Source organism: Caballeronia sp. LZ033 (assembly GCF_031451265.1).
In the GTDB taxonomy this organism is placed as follows: domain Bacteria; phylum Pseudomonadota; class Gammaproteobacteria; order Burkholderiales; family Burkholderiaceae; genus Caballeronia.
Genome location: NZ_JARUXQ010000003.1, coordinates 261,881 through 278,875 on the forward strand (window position 1 = coordinate 261,881; position 16,995 = coordinate 278,875).

Consider the following 16,995-nt stretch of genomic DNA (forward strand, 5'->3'; position numbering starts at 1 on the left):
ACGAAGCCGCGGCGCGCGCACTCAATGAATCGACGAAGGGTGTTTCGCGAGCGCGGTCACCTTGACTGTCATGTACGGAAACAGCGGCAGCGCCGAAAGCAGGGTGTGCAGCTCGTCGTGCGAGTCGACGTCGAAGACACTGTAGTTCGCGTACTCGCCCACCACGCGGTGCAGTTGCTGCCACTTTCCGGAGCGCTGCAGTTCCTGCGAGTATTCCTTCTCGCGCGCCTTGATGGAATCGGCCGTGGCTGCGGGCATGTCGTGCGGCAGGTGCACGTCCATTCGTACCAGATAAAGCATGTCGTTTCTCCGGATGGTTGAAGACATCCCCGCCGGTCGGGCCGCGCGCGGATGCCGTGGTGATGGAGCCGTGTTCAGGCGCGCTTGTCGCGGCGATAGAACGCGAGCTTGTCTTCGTCGATCTGCAAGCCGAGGCCCGGTCCTTCCGGCAGATGCAGGTCGAAGTCGCGGTAGTGCGGGCGCGCGGTGACGATGTCGTCCTTCAGCAGCAGCGGTCCGAAGAGTTCGGTGCCCCACGCAAGCTGCGGCAACGCGCTGAAGCCGTGCGCCGAAGCAATCGAGCCGATGCTGCCTTCGAGCATCGTGCCGCCGTACAGCGAGACGCCGGCCGCGTCCGCGATGGCGGCGGTGCGCAACATGCCGTAGATGCCGCCCGATTTCGCGATCTTCAGCGCGAACACATCGGCGCAGGCGTTGCGTACCAGTTCGAGCGCGTCTTCCGGCCCGGTCACGGCTTCGTCGGCCATGATGGGCACGATGAAGCGCGCCGCAAGCCGCGCCAGCGTGTCGCGCTGTTCGCGCGGCGTCGGCTGTTCGATCAGGTCGATGCCCGCCGCCTGCAGCGCTTCGATGCCGAGCGCCGCGTCGGTCTCGTTCCAGGCCTGGTTCACATCCACCGTGACCTTCGCGCGATCGCCGAGCGCCGCCTTGATCTTCGACACGTGCGCCACGTCGTCACGCACGCCGCGCCGGCCGATCTTCAGCTTGAACGTGTGATGGCGGCGCTCGGCGAGCAGCATCTCGGCTTCCTCGATGTCGCGCCCGGTGTCGCCGCTCGCGAGCGTCCAGAGCACCGGCAGCGTCTTGCGCACCGCGCCGCCGAGCAGTTCGTTCAGCGGCACGCCGAGGCGCTTGCCCTGTGCATCGAGCAGCGCGGTTTCGAGCGCGCACTTGGCGAAGCGGTTGCCGCGCGCGACCTTGTTCAGCCGGAGCATCGCCGCGTTGATGTTGGTCGCGTCCTGACCGACGAGCGCCGGCGCCAGATAGGTATCGATGGTCAGCTTGATGCCTTCGGGACTCTCGTCGCCATAAGACAGCCCGCCGATCGTCGTGGCCTCGCCGATGCCTTCGATGCCGTCGCTCGAACGCAGGCGCACGATGACGAGGGTTTGCTGCTGCATCGTCGCCATGGCGAGCTGATGCGCGCGGATAGTCGGGAGATCGACCAGGATCGCTGAGACGGACGTGATGTGGGCGTTCATACCTGAAATGTCGGGAAGGGAGGGTTGCTGAAGTATTGCGCGCCCGATATTCGCCTGTCCAAGACCATCGACGTCTAGTCTCATACCCTCGAGGTATGAGCGTGTCACGTACCCCGGTCGGTGCGCGGGGTGTAGTCGATGCGTTCCTCCTCATACAGCCGGTAAATGAGTTCGAGCATCTCGCGGATGTCGCGCGACTCGTCGAGCGCGCGCATGCTCATGATGATTGGCGAGACGAGCGTCGGATCGTCGAGTTCCTGGTAGCTGACGTCGTCGCGCTTGAGACCGTAGACGCTGCTCGGCACCACGGAAATGCCTTCGCCCGCCGCGACCAGACCCAGCGCGATCTGCAACTCTCGCACTTCGTAGGTCTTGCGCGGCGCGAGCCCGCGGTCCTGAAACGCGGACAGCACCTGATCCGCGTAACTGGGACGCGGCGCCTTCGGAAAGATGATGAGCGTTTCGTTGATGAGGTCGCGCAGTGCGAGCACCGGTTTGACCAGCGACAGCGGATGACCCACCGGCAGCGCGACGATCATCTTTTCCTCGCGCAGGATCACGCGGCGAATGTTGGCGTCTTCATGCCGGATCCGGCCGAACCCGACGTCGATGCGCCCGTCCTTCAGCGCGCGGATCTGGTCCATCGTCGACATCTCGTGAAGACTCAGTTCGACGGTGGCGTTTTCGTCGCGGAACCGGCGGATGATCTTCGGCAGCATGCCGTACAGCGTCGAACCCACGAATCCAACCGAAAGACTGCGTTCGATATTGCCCACGCGCCGCGTCATCGATTCCAGCTCGGAGGTCTGCGCCAGCAACTGCACTGCGTGGGAATAGAAGAACTTTCCCGTCTCGGTCAGCTTGAGCGGACGCGACGCGCGTTCGAACAGCTGCACGCCGAGCGTTTCTTCGAGCTGCTGGATCTGCCGGCTCAACGGCGGCTGGGCGATATGCAGCCGCTGCGCCGCGCGCGTGAAGTTGCGCTCTTCCGCCACCGCGACGAAATAACGAAGATGCCGCAATTCCATTTCGATACCTCCTGGATATAGCCCAATACTAAATCAGTGTTGGACCGGGCGTTCTGGCGTCGACTATTCTGCCTTCACGCTCTGTTTCAGCACCCGATCATACCTTCCGAGCATATCTGTGTCGGCGCTGGAGCAGGGGTTAACCCCACTAAAAACAGCGAGACACAGGAGCAGACATGAACGTCAAAGTGTTCGATACGAAGGAAGTGCAGGACCTGCTGAAGGCCGCTTCCAATCTCGGCGGTGAGGACGGCAATGCCCGCGCGAAGCTGATTACGCATCGCTTGCTGGGCGACCTGTTCAAGGCCATCGACGACCTCGACATGACGCCCGATGAAATCTGGGCCGGCGTCACCTACTTCAACAAGCTGGGCCAGGATGGCGAAGCCGCCTTGCTGGCTGCCGGCCTCGGCCTGGAGAAGTTCCTCGACATCCGCATGGATGCGGCGGACCGCGAAGCCGACATCCATGGCGGCACGCCGCGCACGATCGAAGGCCCGCTGTACGTGGCCGGCGCGCCGGTGCGCGACGGCGTGTCGAAGATCGATCTCGACGCCGATGCCGACGCCGGCCCGCTCGTGATCCGCGGCAAGGTGACGGGTCCCGACGGCAAGCCGGTGGCGCACGCGGTAGTGGAATGCTGGCACGCGAACTCGCACGGCTTCTACTCGCACTTCGACCCGACCGGCGCGCAAAGCGACTTCAACCTGCGCGGCGCGGTCAGGACCGGCGCCGACGGCGTCTATGAGTTCCGCACGCTGATGCCGGTGGGCTACGGCTGTCCGCCGCAGGGCGCGACGCAGCAACTGCTCGATGCCCTTGCACGTCATGGCAACCGTCCGGCGCACGTGCATTTCTTCGTCTCCAGCGACCAGCATCGCAAGCTGACGACGCAGATCAACATCGAAGGCGATCCGCTGATCTGGGACGACTTCGCCTACGCGACCCGCGAAGAACTGGTGCCGCACGTGGTCGAGAAGAGCGGCGGCGCGGCGCTCGGACTGAAGGACGATGCGTACCGCGAGATTGACTTCGACATCCAGCTCACCTCGCTCGTGCAGGGCAAGGACAACCAGCTGGTGGAGCGTCCGCGCGCAAGCGTCGCGGCTTGAGCGCCTCGTCTTGACACGGCGGCGCGCGGACTGCGCGGCCGCCTTCCTACCCCGAATCAAACTTCACCGATGCAAGGGCTTCGTTCACTGAAGCCCGCATAGGGAGAGCACTCATGTCCGCCATCAACGACCGCGCCCGGCAACTGGACGATCTGCTGCAAACCGCCGTTCAGGACGACAAGGAAAGCGGCGTCTACCGCTGCCGCCGCGACATCTTCACGAACGCCGACCTGTTCGATCTCGAGATGAAGCACATCTTCGAGAGCAACTGGGTTTATCTGGCGCACGAAAGCCAGATTCCCGCGAACAACGACTACTACACGACATGGATCGGCCGGCAGCCGGTGGTCGTGACGCGCGACAAGACCGGCGAACTGCATGCGGTCATCAACGCCTGTGCCCACAAGGGCGCGATGCTCTGCCGCCGCAAGCACGGCAACAAGGGCAGCTTCACGTGCCCGTTCCACGGCTGGACCTTCTCCAACACCGGCAAGTTGCTGAAGGTGAAGGACGAGAAGACCACTGAATATCCGGTGCAGTTCAACAAGCAGGGCTCGCACGATCTGCGCCGCGTGCCGCGCTTCGAGAACTATCGCGGGTTCCTGTTCGGCAGCCTGAACCCGGATTCGATGCCGCTCGAAGACTATCTCGGCGAGACTCGCGTGATCATCGACCAGATCGTCGATCAGGCGCCGGACGGGCTCGAAGTGCTGCGCGGCAACTCGTCCTATATCTACGACGGCAACTGGAAGATGCAGATGGAAAACGGCTGCGACGGCTATCACGTCAGCACCGTGCACTGGAACTATGCCGCGACGATGGGCCGCCGCAAGGTCGAAGGCACCAAGGCCGTCGATGCCAACAGCTGGAGCAAGTCGGTGGCGGGCGTGTACGGCTTCGAGCACGGCCACATCCTGCTGTGGACCCGGACGATGAATCCGGAAGTGCGGCCGGTGTACCGGCATCGCGAGGAACTCAAGGCGCGGGTTGGCGAAGTAAAGGCGGACTTCATCGTCAACCAGACCCGCAACCTGTGCCTGTATCCGAACGTGTTCCTGATGGACCAGTTCAGCACGCAGATCCGCGTGGTGCGTCCGCTCGGCGTCGACAAGACCGAGGTCAGCATCTTCTGCTTCGCGCCGAAGGGCGAAAGCGCGGAGCAGCGGGCACTGCGCATCCGTCAGTACGAGGACTTCTTCAACGTCACCGGCATGGGCACGAGCGACGACCTCGAGGAATTCCGCGCATGCCAGGCCGGTTATGCGGGCACGACTGCGCTGTGGAACGACCTGTCGCGCGGCGCGCCGCTGTGGATTGAAGGCGCGGACGAGAACGCCAGGCACATGGGCCTCAAGCCGCTCATCTCGGGCGAGCGCAGCGAGGACGAAGGGCTGTTCGTCTGTCAGCACGAGTACTGGGTCGAGGTGATGCGCGACGCGCTGAAGAAGGAGCAAGCGGAGGTGCCGGCATGAGCTTCGATTACCAGACCATCTGTGCCGCGCTGTATCGCGAGGCGCGCTTTCTCGATGACCGCCAGTGGGACGAATGGCTCGGCTGTTATGCGGAAGACGTGACTTACTGGATGCCCGCGTGGGACGACGACGACCAGCTCACCGACGATCACGAAAGCCAGATCTCGCTGATGTACTACCCCGACCGGGGCGGACTCGAAGACCGCGTGTTCCGCATCAAGACGGAACGCAGCGGCGCCTCGTTGCCCGAGCCGCGCACGAGCCATAACGTGACGAACGTGGAAGTGCTGGCCGAGCGCGGCAACGAAGTGGACGTCCGCTATAACTTCGACACGCTGAATCACCGCTACAAGATCACCGACCATTTCTTCGGCACGATCTTCGTCACGTTCCGCAAGGTCGACGACATTCTCTTGATCGCGAGAAAGAAGATCGTGCTCAAGAACGACACCATTCGCCAGGTGCTCGACGTGTATCACGTCTGAGTTCCGCGATGAGAGACAGCACGCAGGAGGCAACATGACCAGCTTCAACATTGCACTGAATTTCGAGGACGGCGTGACGCGCTTTGTCGAATGCAAGGCGGGCGAGAAAGTGCTCGACGCCGCATTCCGCGCCCGGATCAACCTGCCGATGGACTGCTCCGACGGCGTCTGCGGCACCTGCAAATGCCGCGCCGAAAGCGGCCGCTACGATCTCGGCGACGAGTACATCGACGACGCGCTCACCGAAGACGAAAAGGACAGCGGTCTCGTGCTCACCTGCCAGATGATTCCGGAGAGCGATTGCGTGATCGCGGTGCCGGCATCGTCGACGGCCTGCAAGACCGGACAGAGCACGTTCGCGGCGACGGTCACGAAGATCGAACCGCATAACGACGCCGCCGTCGTGCTCGAACTCGATGTGGACGCCGCAGCGCCCGTGTTTCTCGCGGGCCAGTATGGGAACATCGACGTGCCTGGCAGCGGCCAGCATCGTTCGTATTCGTTCTCGTCGGCGCCGGGTGAAACGAAGATCAGCTTTCTCATCAAGAAGATTCCGGGCGGCGTGATGAGCACCTGGCTCGAATCCGCGCAGGCAGGCCACAAGGTCGAACTCACCGGACCGCTCGGCAGCTTCTACTTGCGCGCGGTAGAGCGGCCGCTGTTGTTCCTCGCGGGCGGCACCGGGCTGGCGCCGTTCCTGTCGATGCTGGAAGTGCTGGCGCGCGCGGAGTCGCAGCAGAAAGTGCATCTGATCTACGGCGTGACGCGCGATCTGGATCTGGTGCAAGTCGAAGCGATCGAGGCCTTCACCGCGAAGCTGCCGAACTTTACCTTCAGCACCGTGGTCGCCGACGCGGCGTCGGCGCATCCGCGCAAGGGCTGGGTCACGCAGCACATGCCGGCCGAGTCGTTCAACGACGGCGATGTGGACGTGTACCTGTGCGGTCCGCCGCCGATGGTCGATGCCGTGCGCAAGCATTTCGACGACAACGGCGTGAAGCCGAACAGCTTCCACTACGAGAAGTTCACGCCCAACGCCGCGCCGGTGACCGCATGAGCACGCCACGTTTCGACGGCAAGGTGATGGTCGTGACGGGTGCGGCGCAGGGCATCGGGCGCGGTGTGGCGTTGCGCGCGGCGGCGGAGGGCGCGAAGGTGCTGTTCGTCGATCGCGCGGATTTCGTCGCCGAGGTAGCAGCCGAGGCGCGGGGCGCGCAGACCGCGGGCTTCGTCGCGGATCTCGAAACCTACGAAGGCGCTGCCGCCGCGATGGCGTTCGCGGTGCGCGCGTTCGGCCGTATCGACATTCTGATCAACGGTGTGGGCGGCGCGATCCGCATGCGCCCTTTTGGTGAATTCGAGCCGGCGCAGATCGACGCGGAGATTCGCCGTTCGCTGATGCCGACGCTTTACGCCTGCCACGCGGTCCTGCCGTATCTGCTCGATAACGGCGGCGGCACCATCGTCAACGTATCGTCCAACGCTACGCGCGGGATTCGCCGCGTGCCGTATTCGGCGGCGAAGGGCGGCGTGAATGCAATGACGCAGGCGCTCGCGATGGAATACGGCGAGCACAACATCCGCGTGGTGGCCGCCGCGCCGGGCGGAACCGAGGCGCCGCCGCGTCGCGTGCCGCGCAATGCCGCCGGCGATAGCGAGCAGGAAAAGACCTGGATGAACGAAGCGGTGCGGCAGGTCAAGGAATCGACCTTCTTCAAGCGCTACGGCACGCTGGACGAACAGATCGCTCCGATCCTGTTTCTCGCGTCCGATGAAGCCAGCTATATCACCGGGGCCGTGCTGCCGGTGGCGGGCGGCGACAACGGCTGAATATCCCGAGCCGATAAGCTTGCAGCCGCTTAAGCAAAAGCACTACAAGAACACTAAAACTTTGCTTAGCCGCGCTCAGCCGCTTCGCTTGGAATTCCGTCAAAGCAAGGCAAGTTCGTCTTAGCGCAGGATATCGCCGGTGCGATGCCCTGCCTCGACACCCTCTATGAGAATCACCGCGCCGCGCGAATGGTTGGTCCTGAGCGGCAGGATGACCCGATAGGCATCCGATCCGTACCACGCGCGCGCCTCGGCCAGCGACGGAAACTCGATGATGACCAGATCGCCTCGCCACTGCCCTTCGCGCACATCGGGCGGCGCGCCATGCACGATGAAGCGGCCTTCGAACGGTGCGAGCGTGGCATCGATCTCGTCGAGATAACGAATGATGTCGTCGTTCATGACGACGTCATGAAGATGCGCAACGGCATAAGCGGACATGATGGACACTCCATTAAGCGGGTATGTCCATGTTCGCGGTAAGACTGAGCGATGTCGATTACCTGGCAGGTAAAAAGCGCTCTCTCGAGAGGCGGCATTCCTCATACCATGCACAACATTTTTGAATCCCTTCGACAAACAGTAGCGGAGTCCCGATCATCTTTATTATTCTTTAGCCTTCGCAGGCAATAATCGCGAAAGCATCGAGCTTGACTTCTCAAGAACCGGAGGTTCGCAGATGAAAGGGCACTCGACGTTTGGCGTGATGGCAATCGCTTTCGCACTGTTGCTTGCCGGATGTAGCGGCGGCAGTTCAAGTTCCGATTCGGGATCTTCCACGGGCGGTGCATCGCCGGCATCGAATCCCTCTTCCGCGTCGAGCCCGGCGGGTGCGTCCACTCCGTCCGGCGCCAGTTCGCCTTCGGGCGCGAGTACGCCTTCCGGCGCCAGCACGCCCTCCGGTGCCAGTTCGCCTTCCGGCGCCAGTACGCCGACAACGACGCAGCCATCAGCATCCACCCCCGCCGACGTCACTACCTATCACAACGACAACCTCCGCACTGCCCAGCAATTGAACGAAACCCGGCTGGCGCCCGCCAACGTCAACGCCAACACCTTCGGCAAGATCGGCTTCTATACGGTGGACGGCGCCGTCGACGCGCAACCGCTCTTCCTCGGCTGCGTGCCGTTTGCAGGCGGCACGCACAACGTGCTCTACGTCGCCACCGAGGCGGGCAGCGTGTATGCGTTCGATGCCGACACCGGCACCGTGCTGTGGCGCGTGACGACCTTGCCGACGGGCGAAGTGCCCAGCGACGACCACGGCTGCAACCAGACCACGCCGACCATCGGCATCACGTCGACGCCGGTCATCGACCGCACGCGTGGACCGAATGGGACGATGTATGTGGTCGCGATGTCGAAGGACACGGGCGGTGCATATCATCAGCGGCTCCATGCGCTCGATATCGCCACGGGCGCCGAACTCTTCAACGGCCCCGCGGAAATCACCGCTTCCTATCCGGGCACGGGTTCGGGAAGCGTCAATGGCGTCGTGCCGTTCACGCCGGGACAGTACATCGAGCGGGCTTCGCTGTTGCTGCTCAATGGCGTGGTCTACACGGCCTGGAGTTCGCATTGCGATGCGCTGCCGTACACCGGCTGGGTCATCAGCTATAACGCGGACACGTTGAAGCAAGCCGGAGTATTGAACGTCACGCCGAACGGCGAAATGGGCGGCATCTGGATGAGCGGCGCCGGTCTTGCATCGGATGGCACGTCGGTCTATTTCCTCGACGGCAACGGCACCTTCGATCCCACCACCAACGCGCAGGACATGCCCAACAAGGGCGACTTCGGCAATGGCTTCCTCAAGGTCTCGCCGACGCCGACCCTGCACGTCGCGGATTACTTCGAGCCTTCGGATACGGTGGCGCAGTCGAACGCCGACCTCGACCTCGGCTCGGGCGGCGTGCTGCTCCTGCCGGACCTCAAGGACATCAACGGCAACGTGCGGCATCTCGCGGTGGGCGGCGGCAAGACGCGCGCGCTGTTCATCGTCAACCGTGATTCGATGGGCAACTTCGACTCCAACGGCGACCATATCTACCAGGAGCTGTTCTCGACCATCTTCGGCCCGATGTTCAGCGCGCCCGCGTTCTACAACAACACGGTGTACGTGGGTCCGGCCGGCGATCATCTGAAGGCGATCCCGGTGGTCAACGCGGTGTTCGCGACCACGGCGTCGAGCCAGAGCTCGCAGACCTGGAGCTTCCCGGGCCTCGCGCCGGTGATCTCGGCGAACGGCAATACGAACGGCATCGTGTGGGGCGTGGAGAACGGCACGGCCATCGGCATCCTGCATGCCTATGACGCGGGCAATCTCGCCACGGAGCTCTACAACAGCAATCAGTCGGGTACGCGCGATCAGTTCGGCAGCAACAAGTTCATCTCGCCGATGATCGCGAACGGCAAGGTCTATGTCGGCACCAAGACGGGCGTGGCCGTGTTCGGCCCGCGTTGATGATGGCGCGATGAACACAGGCGGGGGCTGCATCGATATAAGATCGCAGTTTTCCCACCTGTGGAGCGCTTCATGCAATTGACCCGTCTTCTGGTCCCGACCTTCGTGCAGACGCTGAAGAACTTGTCCGCATGGCTGGACAAGGCCGCCGGGCCCGACAAGGACAAGAGTGGCGAAGCGGCCGCCGGCCTCGACATGCTGATGACGCTGCGTCTCGCGCCCGACATGTTTCCGCTCGCCGCGCAGGTTCGTTTCGCGTGCTTTCAGGCCCAGGAACCGGTGTATCGCTTGCGCGGCGAAGACGTGCCGCAGGCGTTGCGGCAGGTGCGGGAGGAAGGCGTGAAGTCGAACGAAGCGCCGGGCACCTTCGCCGACGCCAAGGCGCGCATTCAGGAGGCGGTGTCGTTCCTGTCGCTGCTGACCCCGGATGCGCTCGATGACGCCGCGAACCGCCCGATCGCGCTGGATCTGCCGAACGGCGTCATCTTCGACATGACCGGCGAGGAATATGCGCGCGACTGGTCGCTCCCGCAGTTCTATTTTCATGCGGTGACTGCTTATTCGATCTTGCGCAGTCACGGCGTCGTCCTTGGCAAGCCGGATTACGTCGCGCACATGTTCCCGTATATCCGGCCCGGTACGTTGCCGCAGTCCTGACGCCTCGGCCGTTTCGATATCACGCGTACGCCGAAGATTGGGCACAATGCTTGCCTCTGAGCCTGTGCTTTGATTGAGCCCGATCCCTCCGCATGAAACCCGCCGACCCCGACGTCTCTCCCGCCCTCGAATGCCGCCGCCTGACCAAGACCTACGAAGGCGGGCGCGTGGTGCTCGATGCGCTCGACTTCGCGCTCGGCGCGGGCGAATTCGTCGCGGTGATGGGCGATTCCGGCGTGGGCAAGTCGACCTTGCTGAACCTGATCGCAGGACTGGATCACGCGGACAGCGGCGAGGTGCTGATCGACGGCTCGGTGATCTCCAGTCTCCCCGACGACGCCGCCACGCGCCTGCGCCGGCAGAAGCTGGGCTTCGTGTTCCAGGCGTTCCACGTGTTGCCGCATTTGACGCTGTTCCAGAACGTCGCGGTGCCGTTGCTGCTGAACGGCGCATCGCCCGATGCGGCGCATGCGATGCTCGCGGCGGTCGGTCTGGCGGGCCGCGACGGCGACATGCCGCGTCAGCTGTCCGGCGGCGAACTGCAACGTGTGGCGATTGCACGGGCGCTGGTGCATCGGCCGCGTTTGTTGTTGGCCGACGAACCCACCGGCAATCTCGATCCGCAGACGGCGCATGAAGTGCTCGGGCTGTTGCGTGCTGAAACGCAATCGACCGGCGCGGCGACCGTGATGGTCACGCACTCGGAAGCGGCGGCGGCCTTCGCCGACCGCGTGGTGATCCTGCGCGACGGCGCATTGCACGCTGCAACGCTGCAGCGATGAGCGGCGCCAGGATGAAGCACGGCTTCGACACGCTCGCGCGCTGGCTGCTCGCCGCGCAATGGCGCAGTCATCGTGGCCGCGCGCTGGTCGCGGTGCTGACGATCGCGCTGGGCGTCGGCCTGGGCTATGCGGTGCAACTGATCAACGGCGCGGCCTTCAACGAGTTCTCGGCCGCCGCGCGCAGTCTCTCGGGGCAGGCGGACTTGCAGGTGCGCGGCGCACAGCCTTTCATCGACGAGCAGATCTATCCGCGGCTGGCGACGCATGCGGGTGTGGCGGTCGCGAGCCCGGTGCTCGAAGTCGATGCCGCCGTGCCCGGCAAGAGCGCGCCGCTCAAGCTGCTGGGCGCGGACGTGTTTCGCGCGCGGCGCATTGCGCCTGATCTTGTCGGTGTGCCGTCGCCGCAAGCGCCGCTCGATGTGCTCGCCGGCGACGCCATCTTCCTCTCTTCCGCCGCGCAGACCTGGCTCGGCGCACGCAACGGCGCGCCCGTCGAATTGCAGAACGGCACCGCGCCCGTGACGCTGCGCATGGCGGGCGGGATCGCACGGACGCGGCCCGGCCAGCGCATCGCCGTGATGGACATCGCCGCCGTGCAGACGCATTTCGCGCTCGAAGGCAAGCTCTCGCGCGTGGATCTGCAACTGGCGCGCGGCGTGGATCGCGAGGCATTCCGGCAGACACTGCAACGCGAACTCGGCGCGCGCTTCGTCGTGACGGAAACGAGCGATGTCGAAAGCCGCACGGACCGGCTCTCTCGCGCGTATCGCATCAACATGAACGTGCTGGCTCTCGTCGCGCTGTTCACCGGCGCATTCCTCGTCTTCTCGACCCAGGCGGCGGGTGTCGTGCGCCGTCGCGCGCAATTTGCGTTGCTGCGCGTGCTCGGCATGACGCGCGCGGCGCTCGTGCGGCAGATCATGGTCGAAGGCGCCTTGCTCGGTGTTGCGGGCGGCGTGCTCGGCATTGCGCTCGGCTTCACCGTCGCGGCGCTCGCGCTGCGCTTTTTCGGCAGCGATCTCGGCGGCGGATACTTCCCGGGCGTCGAGCCGCGCGTCGCGTTCGAACCGGTCGCGAGCGGAATTTTCCTGGCGCTCGGCATCGGCGTCGCGCTGGCGGGCACGCTCGCGCCGGCGCTCGAAGCGGCGCGCACGCGGCCCGCGCCCGCGCTGAAGGCCGGCAGCGAGGAAGCCGCGCTGACGCCGCTCGGCACGCCGTGGCCCGCGCTCGCCTGCCTCGTGCTCGGCGCGGCGCTCACGCAGGCGCCGCCGCTGTTCGAGACGCCCGTCGCCGGTTATGTGGCGGTCGCGCTGCTGCTCGTCGGCGGCATTGCGCTGATGCCGCGTCTCACCGCCAGCGCCTTCCGTCGCGCGCCGCGTTCCCGCAGCGCCGTCGCGACGCTCGCGCTCGCGCGCCTCGCGAATGCGCCAGGGCAGGCGTCCATCGCGATGGGCGGTGTGCTGTCGAGCTTCACGCTGATCGTCGCAATGGCGATCATGGTGACGAGTTTTCGCGTGTCGGTGGAAGACTGGCTCGCGCATCTGCTCTCCGCCGATCTCTACGTGCGCATGGCCTCCGGCGGCGACACGGGCGGCCTCGATCCCGCGCAGCAGGCACAACTGGCGGCGGTGGACGGCGTCGCGCATGCGGCGTTCACGCGCACGTCGAAACTGACGCTCGACGCCGCGAAGCCGCCGGTCGTGTTGATCGCACGCGAACTCGATGCCGCCGATCCCGGCGCGACGCTGCAAATGACCGGCGCCGTGTTGCCGACGTCCGCGTGGCGTGCCGACGAAACGCCGGTGTGGGCCTCGGAGGCGATGGTGGATCTGTATGGATATCGCGTCGGCGAACGTGTGACGTTACCGGTCGGCGGGAAGGACGCGCGTTTTGTCGTCGCGGGAATCTGGCGCGACTACGTGCGCCAGACGGGCGCATTGCAGATGCGCATCGGCGACTATCGCAAGCTGACGGGCGACCTGACCGCGACGGATATCGCCATCACGCTGCACGCCGGTTCGAGCGCCGCGCAGGTGATCGGCGCGCTCAAGCGGCTGCCGTTCGGCGGCACGCTCGAGTTCTCCCAGCCCGGCGAGATTCGCGCGCGCACGCTCACCATCTTCGATCGCAGCTTCGCGGTGACCTATTTGCTCGAGGCGGTGGCGATCGTGATCGGCTTGTTTGGCGTCGGCGCAACCTTTTCGATGCAGACGCTCGCGCGGGCACGCGAGTTCGGCATGCTGCGCCACGTAGGCGTGACGCGCGCGCAAATCCTGGCGCTGCTCGCCTCCGAGGCCGGCTGGCTGACACTGCTCGGCATCGCGCTGGGTTGTCTGCTCGGCTTCGCGATCAGCCTGATTCTCGTGTTCGTCGTGAATCCGCAGTCGTTCCACTGGAGCATGTCGCTGCATGTGCCGTGGACGCCGATTGCGGTCATCGCGTGCGTGATGCTGGCGTCTTCCTGCGCGACGGCGGTGTTATCCGGTCGACGGGCGGTGTCGGTCGATGCCGTGCGCGCCGTGCGGGAGGACTGGTGATGCGCGCGTGGATCGCCGGAGGGTTGCTCGTCGTGTCGAGCGTATGCGCCGGGCAAGCGGCGTTCGCACCCGTCGTGCCGGGGCAAGGGATCGACTGGCCGCGCGACAGCGGCGCGCATCCGCCGTATCGCACCGAATGGTGGTATGCAACGGGCTGGCTCGACACGCCGGAGCATCAGCCGCTCGGCTTCCAGATCACGTTCTTCCGCTCGAATACGGGCAAGGGCGGGACGGACAGCAAGAGCGCGTTCGATCCGGCGCAACTGATCATCGCGCACGCGGCGCTGTCCGATCCGGCATACGGACGGCTCGTGCATGACCAGAACATCGCGCGGCAGGGCTTCGGTCTGGCGTATGCGCGTGAGGGCAACACCGACGTCAAGCTCGACGGCTGGCGCATGACGCGTGCGGCGGACGGCAGCTACGCGGTCGTCGCGGATGCCGCGAACTTCGCGCTCAAGCTCACCTTCACGCCGACACAGCCGCCGATGCTCCAGGGCGAGCGCGGCTATTCGCAGAAGGGGCCGTTGCCGGAGCAGGCGAGCGACTACTACAGCGAGCCGCAACTGAAGGTGACGGGCAGCGTGGTGCGGCCGTCCGCCGATGGCCGCGCGCGCGCGGCGACCGCTGTGACGGGGCGCGCGTGGCTGGATCACGAGTGGTCGAGCACGCTGTTGTCGCCGGATGCCGCGGGCTGGGACTGGCTCGGCGCGAATCTCGACGACGGCGCCGCGCTGATGGCGTTCAAGGTCCGCGCGCGCGACGGTCATGCGATCTGGGCGCATGCCGCGCTGCGCGACCGCGAGGGCCGCACGACGCAATACGGGCCCGGCGACGTGGAATTCACGCCGCTGCGGCAGTGGCGTTCTCCGCGCACCAGCACCGTGTATCCGGTCGCGATGGACGTGCGTGTCGGTGCGCTGCACTGGCGGCTGAATCCGCTGCTCGACGATCAGGAACTGGACTCGCGTGAATCGACTGGCGCGCTTTATTGGGAAGGCGCGGTGACGCTCGACGGCAACCCGCACGGGCACGGGTATCTGGAGCTGACGGGCTATGCGGGGGCGATCGGGATGGAGAAGCGGTGAGGGCGGCTCGCTCGATGTGACAGGCCGGATCGAGCCGCCGTCGCTCACACGCCCGGACTTTTGTCCGGCCGCACGTCGAGCAGATGCATGGTCTGCGTGGCGATAGCGACGAACGGCGGCCCGGCCACCGCGCCGCCGAAGTGCGAGCCGCGCAGCGGCCGGTCGATCGATACCGCGATGACCACGCGCGGCGCCTTCGCCGGCACGATGCCGACGAACGACGCGCGATACTGATGCCGGTCATATCCCTTCGACGTCCACTTGTACGCGGTGCCGGTCTTGCCGGCGACCGTGTAGCCCGGCACGGCCGCCTGCGGCGCGGTGCCGTCCTTGCTGACGACGCTCTCCATCATCGTGCGCACTTCGCGCGCGACGCGCGCCGTGAACACGCGCCGGCCTTCCGGCGGTTGCTGGTTCGCGTCGCGAAGGTGGATCGACGCGCGCACGAGACGGCCATCGTTGGCAAAACTCGTATAGGCCTGCGCCAGTTGCAGCAGCGACGCCGACAGCCCGTAGCCATAGGACATCGTCGCCTGCTCGATGCGCCGCCAGTTGCGATACGGCCGCACGCGGCCCGACGAAACGCCCGGCAAACCCGCACGCGGCGCGTGCCCGAGTCCGAGCGCGCGGAAGTTGCGGTACATGTCACGCGCCGGAATCAGCAGCGCGATCTTGGTCGTGCCGACGTTGCTCGACTTCTGGATGACGCCCGCTGTCGTCAACGTGCCGAAGTTCTTGTCGTCGTGGATCGTGCGGCCGTCCAGGCGCAGGCGGCCGCCGTCGGTCGGCACGACGGTGTCGGGCGTGATGCGGTGCTGTTGCAACGCGAGCGCGATGGTGAGCGGTTTCATCACCGAGCCCGGTTCGAAGATGTCGGCGACCGCGCGATTGCGGACCGCCATGCCGGTGCGGCGCGTGCGCTGGTTCGGGTCGTAACTCGGCCAGTTTGCCATCGCGAGGATTTCGCCGGTATGCGCGTCCAGCACGATCGCCGAACCCGAGCGCGCGTTGCTGCGCTCGACCGCGCTTTTCAGCGCCTTGAAAGCGGCATACTGGATCGGCCGGTCGATCGACAGTGTCAGGTCCCGGCCGTTCTGCGGCGGCGTGGTGTCGAGGGTATCGATGACCTGGCCGCGCGCATTGCGCAGCACGCGGCGATGGCCGTCCGCGCCGCGCAAAGTCGTTTCGGCGAAGCGCTCCAGACCTTCCTGGCCGGTGCCTTCCGTGCCCGTGAAGCCGGTGATCTGCGCGGCAATTTCGCCTTCCGGGTAGTAACGCCGGTAATCCTCCTGCATCGACAGACCGGGAACGTCGAGACGCATCGCCCGGTCGGCGATATCGACGGGGACTTCGTGCTTCAGGTACGCGAAGCCGCGACGGGCCGCGTAGATCTTCTCGATGTCGGCCGGGGCGATGTCGAGCAGACGGGACAGCGCATCGATCTGCTGTTGCGACACATGCTCCTCCAGGTTCGATGCGTCGACGAACAGCGTGCGGGTCGGCAGGCTCACGGCGAGCGGGCCGCCGTTGCGGTCCAGGATGCGTCCACGGGAGGCGTGCATCGGCCAGTCGCGCACTTGCCGCATGTCGCCCTGACGACGATAGAAAGCGTCATCCACGCCCTGCACCCAGAACGCCCGCACCGTCAGCGCCACAAACAAGGCGGCGAACGCACCGCTCAACGCCCGCGAGCGCCAGCGCGGCGGCGGTGTCAGGTTCGTGGTCTGGATGTCATGCCGCGCAATCCCGAGGTACTTCCGTACTTGTGGTTTCATGCCGCGATTATGCGGGATCGCGCTTTCGGGTGTCGAATTGAAAAGTCTGCATCCGGCGTCATCCGCCGGCAATTTCATGCAAACTTCGTGCAAAAGGTTTATTAAGGGGCAGCTTAAGTTTGGTTTAAGAAAGCTCTTTTAGTCTCGGCCGACCTGAACGTGCCGCGCAACGTGGCCGAACTCATCGCCTTTCATTTCATGCCCGCTTGCCGTTTCGCTGCGCTTTCCCCGACGATCCGCCTGTTTTCGCGGCAGATCGAATA

The 16,995-nt window shown here is 65.2% G+C and carries 16 protein-coding genes; 10 read left to right on the top strand and 6 right to left on the bottom strand.

Going from position 1 to position 16,995, the window contains the following annotated elements:
- Positions 1–21: 21 nt before the first annotated feature.
- The 3 genes from catC to QCE62_RS22520 form a co-directional block, all read right to left on the bottom strand.
- A complete protein-coding gene (gene catC / locus QCE62_RS22510; RefSeq protein ID WP_309818499.1) occupies positions 22–300 on the bottom strand; it encodes a muconolactone Delta-isomerase in 279 nt (92 codons plus the stop codon).
- Positions 301–374: 74 nt separating this feature from the next.
- Positions 375–1,502, bottom strand: a complete 1,128-nt coding sequence (locus QCE62_RS22515) for a muconate/chloromuconate family cycloisomerase (protein WP_309818501.1) — start codon at positions 1,500–1,502, stop codon at positions 375–377.
- 104 nt (positions 1,503–1,606) lie between these two features.
- On the bottom strand, positions 1,607–2,530 hold the full coding sequence (locus QCE62_RS22520) for a LysR family transcriptional regulator (RefSeq protein ID WP_309818503.1): 924 nt from the start codon (positions 2,528–2,530) through the stop codon (positions 1,607–1,609).
- 176 nt (positions 2,531–2,706) lie between these two features.
- On the opposite strand from QCE62_RS22520, the gene catA reads away from it, so the two are divergent.
- From catA to benD, 5 genes are all read left to right on the top strand, one after another.
- The gene (gene catA, locus QCE62_RS22525; protein WP_309923359.1) at positions 2,707–3,642 is read left to right on the top strand and encodes a catechol 1,2-dioxygenase; all 936 of its coding nucleotides are present in this window, start codon (positions 2,707–2,709) and stop codon (positions 3,640–3,642) included.
- Between the two features lie 113 nt (positions 3,643–3,755).
- The gene (locus QCE62_RS22530) at positions 3,756–5,114 is read left to right on the top strand and encodes a Rieske 2Fe-2S domain-containing protein (protein WP_309923361.1); all 1,359 of its coding nucleotides are present in this window, start codon (positions 3,756–3,758) and stop codon (positions 5,112–5,114) included.
- Positions 5,111–5,599, top strand: a complete 489-nt coding sequence (gene benB / locus QCE62_RS22535; protein WP_309923363.1) for a benzoate 1,2-dioxygenase small subunit — start codon at positions 5,111–5,113, stop codon at positions 5,597–5,599. The genes QCE62_RS22530 and benB overlap by 4 nt, the downstream gene beginning before the upstream one ends.
- 34 nt (positions 5,600–5,633) lie before the next feature.
- A complete protein-coding gene (gene benC, locus QCE62_RS22540; protein WP_309923364.1) occupies positions 5,634–6,656 on the top strand; it encodes a benzoate 1,2-dioxygenase electron transfer component BenC in 1,023 nt (340 codons plus the stop codon).
- Positions 6,653–7,429 (top strand): benzoate diol dehydrogenase BenD, encoded by a 777-nt coding sequence (benD, locus tag QCE62_RS22545; protein ID WP_309923366.1) that lies wholly within the window; start codon positions 6,653–6,655, stop codon positions 7,427–7,429. Before benC ends, benD begins: the two co-directional genes overlap by 4 nt.
- A 120-nt stretch (positions 7,430–7,549) precedes the next feature.
- Here benD and QCE62_RS22550 read toward each other — a convergent pair whose 3' ends face one another.
- Together QCE62_RS22550 and QCE62_RS22555 are read right to left on the bottom strand one after the other, a co-directional pair.
- Positions 7,550–7,870, bottom strand: a complete 321-nt coding sequence (locus QCE62_RS22550) for a DUF1330 domain-containing protein (protein ID WP_309923368.1) — start codon at positions 7,868–7,870, stop codon at positions 7,550–7,552.
- Between the two features lie 165 nt (positions 7,871–8,035).
- Complete coding sequence (locus QCE62_RS22555; protein WP_309923370.1) at positions 8,036–8,389, bottom strand: hypothetical protein; 354 nt, start codon at positions 8,387–8,389, stop codon at positions 8,036–8,038.
- Positions 8,390–8,441: 52 nt separating this feature from the next.
- Here QCE62_RS22555 and QCE62_RS22560 point away from each other — a divergent pair, with 52 nt between their 5' ends.
- The 5 genes from QCE62_RS22560 to QCE62_RS22580 all read left to right on the top strand — a co-directional run bounded on the left by QCE62_RS22560 (position 8,442) and on the right by QCE62_RS22580 (position 14,957).
- Complete coding sequence (locus tag QCE62_RS22560; RefSeq protein WP_309923372.1) at positions 8,442–9,893, top strand: PQQ-binding-like beta-propeller repeat protein; 1,452 nt, start codon at positions 8,442–8,444, stop codon at positions 9,891–9,893.
- 72 nt (positions 9,894–9,965) lie between these two features.
- Positions 9,966–10,550 carry a DUF1993 domain-containing protein gene (locus QCE62_RS22565; RefSeq protein WP_309923374.1) on the top strand — a complete coding sequence of 195 codons (585 nt, stop codon included), beginning with the start codon at positions 9,966–9,968 and terminating at the stop codon, positions 10,548–10,550.
- Between the two features lie 92 nt (positions 10,551–10,642).
- Complete coding sequence (locus tag QCE62_RS22570) at positions 10,643–11,332, top strand: ABC transporter ATP-binding protein (protein ID WP_309818523.1); 690 nt, start codon at positions 10,643–10,645, stop codon at positions 11,330–11,332.
- Positions 11,329–13,869 carry an FtsX-like permease family protein gene (locus QCE62_RS22575; RefSeq protein ID WP_309923376.1) on the top strand — a complete coding sequence of 847 codons (2,541 nt, stop codon included), beginning with the start codon at positions 11,329–11,331 and terminating at the stop codon, positions 13,867–13,869. The genes QCE62_RS22570 and QCE62_RS22575 overlap by 4 nt, the downstream gene beginning before the upstream one ends.
- Entirely contained in the window at positions 13,869–14,957 is a 1,089-nt protein-coding gene (locus QCE62_RS22580; protein ID WP_309923378.1) for a carotenoid 1,2-hydratase, read from the top strand. Before QCE62_RS22575 ends, QCE62_RS22580 begins: the two co-directional genes overlap by 1 nt.
- A gap of 44 nt (positions 14,958–15,001) precedes the next feature.
- On the opposite strand, the gene QCE62_RS22585 is transcribed toward QCE62_RS22580, so the two are convergent.
- Positions 15,002–16,732 (bottom strand): penicillin-binding protein 2, encoded by a 1,731-nt coding sequence (locus QCE62_RS22585; protein WP_309923380.1) that lies wholly within the window; start codon positions 16,730–16,732, stop codon positions 15,002–15,004.
- Positions 16,733–16,995 lie beyond the last annotated feature (263 nt).

Excerpts from the sequence above, each read along its gene's own strand:
- catC (WP_309818499.1), bottom strand. The coding sequence starts at position 300 with ATGCTTTATCTGGTACGAATGGACGTGCACCTGCCGCACGACATGCCC.
- QCE62_RS22515 (WP_309818501.1), bottom strand. The coding sequence starts at position 1,502 with ATGAACGCCCACATCACGTCCGTCTCAGCGATCCTGGTCGATCTCCCG.
- QCE62_RS22520 (WP_309818503.1), bottom strand. The coding sequence starts at position 2,530 with ATGGAATTGCGGCATCTTCGTTATTTCGTCGCGGTGGCGGAAGAGCGC.
- catA (WP_309923359.1), top strand. The coding sequence starts at position 2,707 with ATGAACGTCAAAGTGTTCGATACGAAGGAAGTGCAGGACCTGCTGAAG.
- QCE62_RS22530 (WP_309923361.1), top strand. The coding sequence starts at position 3,756 with ATGTCCGCCATCAACGACCGCGCCCGGCAACTGGACGATCTGCTGCAA.
- benB (WP_309923363.1), top strand. The coding sequence starts at position 5,111 with ATGAGCTTCGATTACCAGACCATCTGTGCCGCGCTGTATCGCGAGGCG.
- benC (WP_309923364.1), top strand. The coding sequence starts at position 5,634 with ATGACCAGCTTCAACATTGCACTGAATTTCGAGGACGGCGTGACGCGC.
- benD (WP_309923366.1), top strand. The coding sequence starts at position 6,653 with ATGAGCACGCCACGTTTCGACGGCAAGGTGATGGTCGTGACGGGTGCG.
- QCE62_RS22550 (WP_309923368.1), bottom strand. The coding sequence starts at position 7,870 with ATGTCCGCTTATGCCGTTGCGCATCTTCATGACGTCGTCATGAACGAC.
- QCE62_RS22565 (WP_309923374.1), top strand. The coding sequence starts at position 9,966 with ATGCAATTGACCCGTCTTCTGGTCCCGACCTTCGTGCAGACGCTGAAG.
- QCE62_RS22570 (WP_309818523.1), top strand. The coding sequence starts at position 10,643 with ATGAAACCCGCCGACCCCGACGTCTCTCCCGCCCTCGAATGCCGCCGC.
- QCE62_RS22575 (WP_309923376.1), top strand. The coding sequence starts at position 11,329 with ATGAGCGGCGCCAGGATGAAGCACGGCTTCGACACGCTCGCGCGCTGG.
- QCE62_RS22580 (WP_309923378.1), top strand. The coding sequence starts at position 13,869 with ATGCGCGCGTGGATCGCCGGAGGGTTGCTCGTCGTGTCGAGCGTATGC.
- QCE62_RS22585 (WP_309923380.1), bottom strand. The coding sequence starts at position 16,732 with ATGAAACCACAAGTACGGAAGTACCTCGGGATTGCGCGGCATGACATC.